Below are 7,915 nucleotides of genomic sequence, written 5' to 3' on the forward strand. Positions count from 1 at the left end.
TGATGGCCCTGCGCACCGAGATCGCCAAGGTCGTGGTCGGCCAGGACGCCGTGGTCAGCGGTCTGGTGGTGGCGCTGCTGTGCCGCGGGCACGTCCTGCTCGAGGGTGTGCCCGGCGTCGCGAAGACGCTGTTGGTGCGCACGCTCGCCGCGGCTCTGCAGCTCGAGTTCAAGCGGGTGCAGTTCACGCCCGATCTGATGCCCGGCGACGTCACGGGGTCGCTGGTGTACGACGCGCGCACCGCGGAGTTCACCTTCCGCGCCGGGCCCGTGTTCACCAATCTGCTTCTCGCCGACGAGATCAACCGCACGCCACCCAAGACGCAGGCGGCACTGCTGGAGGCCATGGAAGAGCGGCAGGTCAGTGTCGAAGGCGAACCGCGTCCGCTGCCCGACCCGTTCATCGTCGCGGCCACCCAGAATCCCATCGAGTACGAGGGCACCTATCAGCTGCCGGAGGCGCAGCTGGACCGGTTCCTGCTGAAGCTCGACGTGCCGCTGCCCCCGCGCGATCAGGAGATCGCGATCCTCGACAGGCACGCCCGCGGGTTCGATCCGCGCAACCTGTCCGCGGTGCAGCCGGTGGCCGGACCGGCGGAACTGGCAGCGGGCCGCGAAGCCGTCGGGCAGGTGCTCGCCGGTGAGGAGATTCTCGGCTACATCGTCGACATCGTCAGCGCCACAAGGCATTCCCCGTCGTTGCAACTCGGGGTGTCACCCCGCGGCGCGACAGCCCTGCTGTCGACGGCGCGCACCTGGGCGTGGCTGTCCGGACGCACCTATGTCACCCCCGACGACGTCAAGGCGATGGCCCGGCCGACGCTGCGCCACCGGGTGGCGCTGCGTCCCGAGGCCGAACTGGAGGGCGCATCCGCCGACGGTGTGCTCGACGGGATCCTCGCGGCCGTACCGGTGCCCCGCTGGTGATCCTGACCGGGCGCACCGGTGTCATCGCGCTGATCTGCGCGTTGCCGATCGCGCTCTCGCCCAGTCCGGCAATCACTTTCGTGGTGCTGCTGGCACTGCTGGCCGCGGCGGTGGTGATCGATGCGGTGCTGGCGGGCAACCCCCGTGCGCTGGAGTTCGCGCGCGGCGGCCCCACCTCGGCCCGGCTGGGTCAACCCGTCGACGCGGTGCTGACCGTCACCAACAGCGGCCGGTCCCGCTTCCGCGGTGTGGTCCGTGATGCGTGGGCGCCCAGCGCGAATGCGACGCCGCGGTTGCATCCGGTGGATATCATTGCGGGACAACGGGTTCAGATACGTACACAGTTGACACCGGTACGCCGCGGCGATCAGGTGGCCGGGCCGGTGACCGCCCGCTCGATCGGACCGCTGGGCCTGGCGGGCCGGCAGGGTTCCCACCAGGTCGCCGGATCTCTGCGTATCCTGCCCCCATTCTTGTCGCGCAAGCACCTGCCGTCGCGGCTGGCGCGGTTGCGGGAGCTCGAGGGTGCGACGCCGGCGCTTATCCGCGGGCAGGGCACCGAGTTCGACTCGTTGCGCGAGTACGTCATCGGTGACGACATCCGCTCGATCGACTGGCGGGCCACCGCCCGCCGCGCCGACGTGGTGGTGCGGACGTGGCGGCCGGAGCGGGACCGGCGGGTGGTCATCGTGCTGGACACCGGCCGCACCTCGGCGGGCCGGGTGGGCGTGGACCCGACGGCGGCCGGGCCGGCCGGCTGGCCGCGGCTGGACTGGTCGATGGACGCGGCGCTGCTGCTGGCCGCGCTGGCCGCCCGCGCCGGCGATCACGTCGACTTCCTCGCCCACGACCGGGTGACGCGGGCAGGGGTGTTCGGCGCCTCGCGCACGGAACTGCTTGCGCTGCTGGTCGATGCGATGGCGCCGCTGGAGCCTGCACTCGTGGAGTCGGATGCGCGCGCGATGGTCGCCGCGGTGCTGCGGCGGGTCCGGCGCCGCGCCCTGGTGGTGGTGTTGACCGATCTGAACGGCACGGCGATCGACGAGGGTCTGATGGCGGTGCTGCCGCAGTTGACGGCCAAGCATCAGGTGCTGCTGGCGGCGGTGTCGGACCCACGGGTCGACGCGCTCGCCGCAGGCCGCGCGGATGCGGTCGAGGTGTACGACGCTGCCGCGGCCGAGCGCGCCCGTGGCGACCGCCGCGACGTCGCCTCGCGACTGCGCCGCCACGGCGTCGACGTCGTCGACGCGCCACCCGAGGACCTGGCGCCCGCCCTGGCCGACCACTACCTCGCGATGAAGGCCACCGGCCGCCTCTAGGTCGCTTCTTCCCGTGCGCCTCACCTACGCACGTTCTGCACTCGCCCACTCGCACTTCTCGTGCAGAACGTGAAGAGGTGGGGTTCGATGCCCAGGGCTCGCGGAGAAACTCAGCCCGTCGGCGCGTAGTCCGGGGCGTTGTCGATGTCGCCGGTCTCGCCGCGTCGGACAGCCCGGCGGCCGAAGTACACCACGTATCCCAGGAACGCGAGCTCGGCGGCCACCCCGATGGCGATCCGCACGAACGTCGGCAGCGGCGACGGCGTGACGAACGCCTCGATCAGGCCTGCGACTGCGAGCACCGCGACCAGCCCGATCGCCACCGAGATCACGGCGCGGCCCTGCTCGGCGAGCACCTGCCCGCGCGGCCGGTCCCCCGGTGAGACCACCGACCAGCCCAGCCGCATCCCCGCCGCCGCGGCCAGGAACACCGCCGTCAGCTCGATCAGCCCGTGCGGGGTGATCAACCCGAGGAACACGTCGCCTCGGCCCGCCCCGAACATCACGCCCGCCAGGACCCCGAAGTTCAACGCGTTCTGGAACAGGATGTAGGGGATCGGGAGCCCCAGCAGGATCGCCGACACCACGCACTGCGCGGCGATCCACGCGTTGTTGGTCCAGACGCTGAACGCGAACGACGCCGCCGGGTGTTCGCTGTAGTACGAGGCGAATTCGCTGTTGACCAGCTGCTCCAACTCGCTCGGCGTGCCGATCGTCGCCTGCACCTCCGGGGTCGACGCCACCCACACGGCGAGCGCGACCGACACGAGGAGGAACGCGGCCGCCGTCCCCAGCCACCACCGCCACGACCGGTAGGCCACCACGGGGAACGACACCGTCCAGAACCGGACGAACTCCCGCCACAGCGGCGCATGGGCGCCGGTGACCACCGAACGCGCCCGCGCCACCAGACTCGACAGCTTGCCGACGAGTACCGCGTCGGTCGAGGACGACCTCACCATCGACAGATGCGTCGACACGCGCTGATAGAGGTCGACCAGCTCGTCGGCCTCGGCGCCGGACAGCCGCCTGCGCTTCTTGACCAGATGGTCGAGACGATCCCAGGCCGGCCGGTGCGCCAGCACGAACGCGTCGACATCCATCGGCGCGATTTTAGTACCGTGGCGGGCATGGTCAGTCCGCAGCAACCGGTGGTGACCGGTGACGCGGTCGTCCTCGACATCCAGATCGCCCAGTTGCCGGTGCGCGCGCTGTCGGCGTTGATCGACGTCATCGTGGTGTTCGTCGCCTACGTGCTGGGTGTGGTGCTGTGGGCGATGACGCTCTCGGAGTGGAACTCCGCGTTCTCCGACGCTGTGCTCGTCGTGTTCACGGTGCTGGCGCTGGTGGGATATCCGCTGATCCTCGAGACCGCCACCCGGGGGCGGACGCTGGGCAAGATGGCGATGGGCCTGCGGGTGGTCTCCGACGACGGCAGCCCGGAGCGGTTCCGGCAGGCGCTGTTCCGCGCGCTGTCCGGGGTGCTCGAGATCTGGATGCTCACCGGCGGGCCCGCGGTGATCTGCAGTCTGCTCTCCCCGAAGGGCAAGCGCATCGGCGACATTTTCGCCGGGACGCTGGTGATCAGCGAACGCGGCCCGCGAATGGCGCCGCCGCCCCCGATGCCGCCGCAGCTCGCGGGGTGGGCGAGCGCTCTCGAGCTGTCCGCGCTGCGGCCCGAAAGTGCCGAGCTGGCACGGCAATTCCTCACCCGCGCGCACCAGCTCGATCCCCGCGTCCGCGACGAGATGGCGGGCCGCATCACCGGTGAGGTGGTCGCGCAGATCTCCCCGCCGCCCCCGCCGGGGGCACCGGCTGCTCTGGTGCTCGCCGCCGTCCTGGCCGAGCGGCACCGCCGGGCGGTGCAGCGGCTGCAGCCGCGGTACTGACTCAGCGCTGCGCCACCCCGACCATGGTCAGCACCGCGGCGGCCAGTCCCGTCACGGTGCGGACGTGGTTCCACGCGACCCAGCTCTGCAGATAGGTCTGCCACACCGCCGGGGAGGGGTCGGCCGCGTCGAGTCCGTCGTTGAGCGGCACGTTGGCGACCACGGTGACGAACGCGCCGGCGACGCCGAGCACCGCACCGGCCACCAGCCAGCCGCTTCCGGGCGCCCGCCACTGCAGCGCGGCCAGCACGCCGACCACCACCGCCAGCAGTGCGGCGCCGAAGTAGGCCAGGAGGAACACCGGACTGGTCTGCGCCTCGGCGTTGATCCCCCGCATCGCGCCGATCGCCGCGACCGGGCCGGCGCGGTCGAGCCCCTGCATCACGAAGGTCGAGAACACGAGCATCATGCCGCCCGCCACAGCGCTGGCGAGGGCCGACGCGGAGGCGAGGGCGGTGAGAGGACTCATGCCTCGAGTCAAGACCACGAAGGCGAGACGATCCATTGCTGATACTGCCGAGAACATCATCGAGCGTCTACGCTGCGAAGTATGGACGCGGTGGCCGGACTGCTCGATGGGGTCCGTGCGCGCGGTGCGTTCGTGCTGCGGATGCGGCTGGACCCGCCGTGGTCGATGAGCGTGCGCGACCAGGCGCCATTGACCGTCATCTGCCAGACCCACGGCCGGGCGGCCCTCGTCGCCGCCGACGGGCGCACGGTGTGGTTGGACGCCGGCGACCTCGCGCTCACGCGCGGCACCGAGCCCTACGTCTACGCCGACGATCCCCGCACGCCGCCGACGGTCGTCATCCATCCGGGGCAACGCTGCACGACGGTCGCCGGCGACGATCTGCGGTTCGAGATGTCACTGGGTGTGCGCACCTGGGGCACCAGCGATTCCGGATCCTGCCGGTCGGTGATCGGCGCCTACGAGGGGCACAGCGCGGTCGGCGCCCGCCTGCTCGACGCGCTGCCCGCGGTGGCGGTGCTGCGCGCCGACGAATGGGACACCCCTCTGGTCAGCCTGCTGTCCGACGAGGCCGGGCGTGACGGACCGGGACAGGAGGCCTACCTGGACCGGCTGCTGGACCTGCTGCTTATCGCCGCGGTGCGGGCGTGGTTCGACCGCGGGGACACCGCACCGACGTGGTGGCACGCCGAACAGGACGCGCTCGTCGGACCGGCCCTGAAGCTGATGTACCACAACCCGACTCATCCGTGGACGGTCGCGAGCCTGGCTGCAGCCGTGGGCTGCTCGCGGGCCGCGTTCGCGCGCCGGTTCGCCGATCTGGTCGGCGAACCCCCGATCGCCTTCCTCACCGGCTGGCGGCTGGCGCTGGCCGCCGACCTGCTGCGGTCAGGCGCCACGGTGGCCGCGGTGGCGCGCCAGGTCGGCTACGGCAGCCCATTCGCGCTGAGCACCGCGTTCAAGCGCGTCTACGGCGTCAGCCCGCACGCGCACCGGCGAGGGTGATCAGGCGGGGATCCAGTTCCCGTGAAACCCGTAGGGAACCCGTTGCGGCAGAGCGATTCTGGCGACGGGCGGACCGGTGAAGTCCGAGGCGTCGAGGATCACCAGGTCACTGCCGTTACGTGCGGAGTCGTAGACGTAGGCCAGATACCAGCCGCTGGTCTCGTCGGCCGGCCCGGACGACGGCACGAACACGGCCTCCCCCGGCCCGCCGGGTGAGGCGGACGTTCCGAACGTGTGCTCGACAGCAGCGCCGGTGACGAGGTCGTGGCGGACCAGGCTGGCCTTGCCGACCGACACCGAGAACCGGGCCGGCAGCGTCGCGAGCCGGTCGTCGATGCGCGGGAACTCCACGGCGCGGTCGTCGAGCTGCGATTCGGTGACGGTGCCGCGCCGCAGGTCGATCTCATAGGTCCACATCACGGCCTGCGCACCGAAATCAGCCCCCTTGCGCCATAATTCGGGATAGCGGACGGCCTGCACAGTGAGGACGTCACCCGCCTCGTGGGCGTTGACGACATGGAAGATGTAACACGGGTCGATGTCGAACCACCGCACCTCGGCGAACGGATCATCGCGGCGCATCACTCCGAATCGCGCCCCGTAGTCGTCGTCCCAGCGGAAGGGCATCCCGCCCCTCATCGCGGCCTCGGCGTTGAACACGATCGGAAGATCCATGAAGACAACATGATTGGCCGTCAGCGCGAAGTCGTGCATCATCGTCAGGGCCGGCACGTCGAGCGGCCGGTCCACCACCAGCGCTCCGGACGCGTCGGCGCGGTGATAGGTGACGTACGGTTCGAACAGGTTGCCGTAGCCGAAGAAGTGCAATTCGCCTGTGCTGGGGCAGATCTTGGGGTGCGCGGTCATCGCGTCGACGAGCTTGCCGTCGAAGTCGTATGCGCCGATCGTCTCGAGATCGTTGGTGATCTCGTAGGGCAGCGACGATTCGACGAGCGCGAGGGTGCGGCCGGCGTGGTTGACGACGTGCGTGTTGGCCACGCTGGAGTGCAGATTGCGCGTGCCGTCCCCGTTGTAGAGGGGGAACGAGTCGTCGAAGCTGTCGGTGCGCACCCAGCGGTTGCGGTACCAGGCCGCGCGTCCGCCTTCGATGCGCACGCCGTGGATCATGCCGTCGCCGGTGAACCAGTGCCCGGTCCCGGCGCGGGGGTTGGGTCCGTTACGCAGGTACCACCCGTCGAGTTCGGGTGGGATCGCGCCGTGGACGGGCAGATCGAACTCGGTGAGTTCGGCAGGAACGGGTGCATAGTTTCCGGTGCGGAAGAAGTCGCCTTCACCGGGCAGGTTGCGCTGCTCGGTTTCGATCTCGGTCATGGAGTCAGCCTGACATTCCACAAGTGACATGTCAATGGTGGATTATGTGGGGATAGTCCAATAGTGGAAGGTCAGCGCTTACGATGCCGCCATGAGCCTTCGGATCGCGGCACTGGGCCTGCTCGCCCAGCGCCCGGGCAGTGGATACGACCTGCTCAAGTTGTTCGAGAACTCGATGGCCAATGTGTGGCCGGCCACCCAGAGCCAGCTGTACTCCGAACTGAACAAGCTCGCCGACGGCGGCCTGATCGAGGTGACCGACATCGGCCCGCGCGGGCGCAAGGTCTATCGGATCACGACGGCCGGGCGCGCCGAACTGCACCGCTGGATGACAGACCCGAGCGCGGACCCACCTTTCCGCAGTGCTGCGCTGCTGCGGCTCTTCCTGCTCGGTCAGATACCCCAGGAGCAGGCGCGTCGGCACCTGGAGCACACGGCCGAGCACGCCCAGGCCGAGATCGCGCGGCTGCTCGCACTGCGCGACTCCCTGGGGCTCACCGATTCCCCGGACGCCGACGACGACGCCTTCTTCGGCCTGGCCGCGCTCGATTACGGCCTGCGGCTCAATGCCATGCAGGGCGAGTGGGCGCGTGACGTCCTCACGAAATTGGACGACCGTCGGAAATAAACGTTGCATCCCGATAGTTTCCGATATATCGTCAACGTATCGGAAACGCGATCGGCGTTTCCTCCGCAACGTAAGGAACCAACACCATGAACACCCCCTTCACACCCCCGGAACATCCCTTCGAGGCGCGTGGATTCGGCTTCGGCTTCGGCCCCCAGGAGCGCCGCGCCCTGCACGAACACCGCCGGGCCTCCCGGCGTGAGTTCCGCGACCATCTGCGCGAGCACCGCGGCCAGGCCGGCTTCGGTCCGGGCTTCGGCGGTTTCGGCCCCGGTCCCGGGTTCGGCCCGGGATTCGGCTTCGGCCCCGGCGGCCCCGGCGGACGCGGCGGCGCGCGGCGCGGCGGT

The 7,915-nt window shown here is 70.1% G+C and carries 8 protein-coding genes and 1 pseudogene; 6 read left to right on the forward strand and 3 right to left on the reverse strand.

The window, feature by feature from the left end:
* The first annotated feature begins 2 nt into the window (after window positions 1–2).
* Window positions 3–926 (forward strand): AAA family ATPase, encoded by a 924-nt coding sequence (locus tag MCHUDSM44219_RS13205; protein WP_413783604.1) that lies wholly within the window; start codon window positions 3–5, stop codon window positions 924–926.
* Complete coding sequence (locus tag MCHUDSM44219_RS13210) at window positions 923–2,245, forward strand: DUF58 domain-containing protein (RefSeq protein WP_048418668.1); 1,323 nt, start codon at window positions 923–925, stop codon at window positions 2,243–2,245. The genes MCHUDSM44219_RS13205 and MCHUDSM44219_RS13210 overlap by 4 nt, the downstream gene beginning before the upstream one ends.
* A 110-nt stretch (window positions 2,246–2,355) precedes the next feature.
* Here MCHUDSM44219_RS13210 and MCHUDSM44219_RS13215 read toward each other — a convergent pair whose 3' ends face one another.
* Window positions 2,356–3,348, reverse strand: a complete 993-nt coding sequence (locus MCHUDSM44219_RS13215; protein ID WP_048418669.1) for a stage II sporulation protein M — start codon at window positions 3,346–3,348, stop codon at window positions 2,356–2,358.
* A gap of 27 nt (window positions 3,349–3,375) precedes the next feature.
* Between MCHUDSM44219_RS13215 and MCHUDSM44219_RS13220 the strand changes: the two genes are divergently transcribed.
* Window positions 3,376–4,134 (forward strand): RDD family protein, encoded by a 759-nt coding sequence (locus MCHUDSM44219_RS13220; protein WP_048418670.1) that lies wholly within the window; start codon window positions 3,376–3,378, stop codon window positions 4,132–4,134.
* A gap of 1 nt (window position 4,135) precedes the next feature.
* Here MCHUDSM44219_RS13220 and MCHUDSM44219_RS13225 read toward each other — a convergent pair whose 3' ends face one another.
* Window positions 4,136–4,603, reverse strand: coding sequence for an anthrone oxygenase family protein (locus tag MCHUDSM44219_RS13225; RefSeq protein ID WP_048418720.1), 468 nt, complete (start codon window positions 4,601–4,603; stop codon window positions 4,136–4,138).
* Window positions 4,604–4,684: 81 nt separating this feature from the next.
* On the opposite strand from MCHUDSM44219_RS13225, the gene MCHUDSM44219_RS13230 reads away from it, so the two are divergent.
* Window positions 4,685–5,608 carry an AraC family transcriptional regulator gene (locus tag MCHUDSM44219_RS13230; RefSeq protein ID WP_048418671.1) on the forward strand — a complete coding sequence of 308 codons (924 nt, stop codon included), beginning with the start codon at window positions 4,685–4,687 and terminating at the stop codon, window positions 5,606–5,608.
* On the opposite strand, the gene MCHUDSM44219_RS13235 is transcribed toward MCHUDSM44219_RS13230, so the two are convergent.
* Window positions 5,609–6,940 (reverse strand): carotenoid oxygenase family protein, encoded by a 1,332-nt coding sequence (locus MCHUDSM44219_RS13235; protein ID WP_048418672.1) that lies wholly within the window; start codon window positions 6,938–6,940, stop codon window positions 5,609–5,611.
* A gap of 91 nt (window positions 6,941–7,031) precedes the next feature.
* Here MCHUDSM44219_RS13235 and MCHUDSM44219_RS13240 point away from each other — a divergent pair, with 91 nt between their 5' ends.
* Together MCHUDSM44219_RS13240 and MCHUDSM44219_RS13245 are read left to right on the forward strand one after the other, a co-directional pair.
* Window positions 7,032–7,568 carry a PadR family transcriptional regulator gene (locus tag MCHUDSM44219_RS13240; RefSeq protein WP_048418673.1) on the forward strand — a complete coding sequence of 179 codons (537 nt, stop codon included), beginning with the start codon at window positions 7,032–7,034 and terminating at the stop codon, window positions 7,566–7,568.
* An 86-nt stretch (window positions 7,569–7,654) separates the two neighbouring features.
* Window positions 7,655–7,915 (forward strand): annotated as a pseudogene (locus tag MCHUDSM44219_RS13245) (PadR family transcriptional regulator); the annotation flags it as partial.

The sequence above is a fragment of the Mycolicibacterium chubuense genome, assembly GCF_001044255.1.
GTDB lineage: Bacteria > Actinomycetota > Actinomycetes > Mycobacteriales > Mycobacteriaceae > Mycobacterium > Mycobacterium chubuense.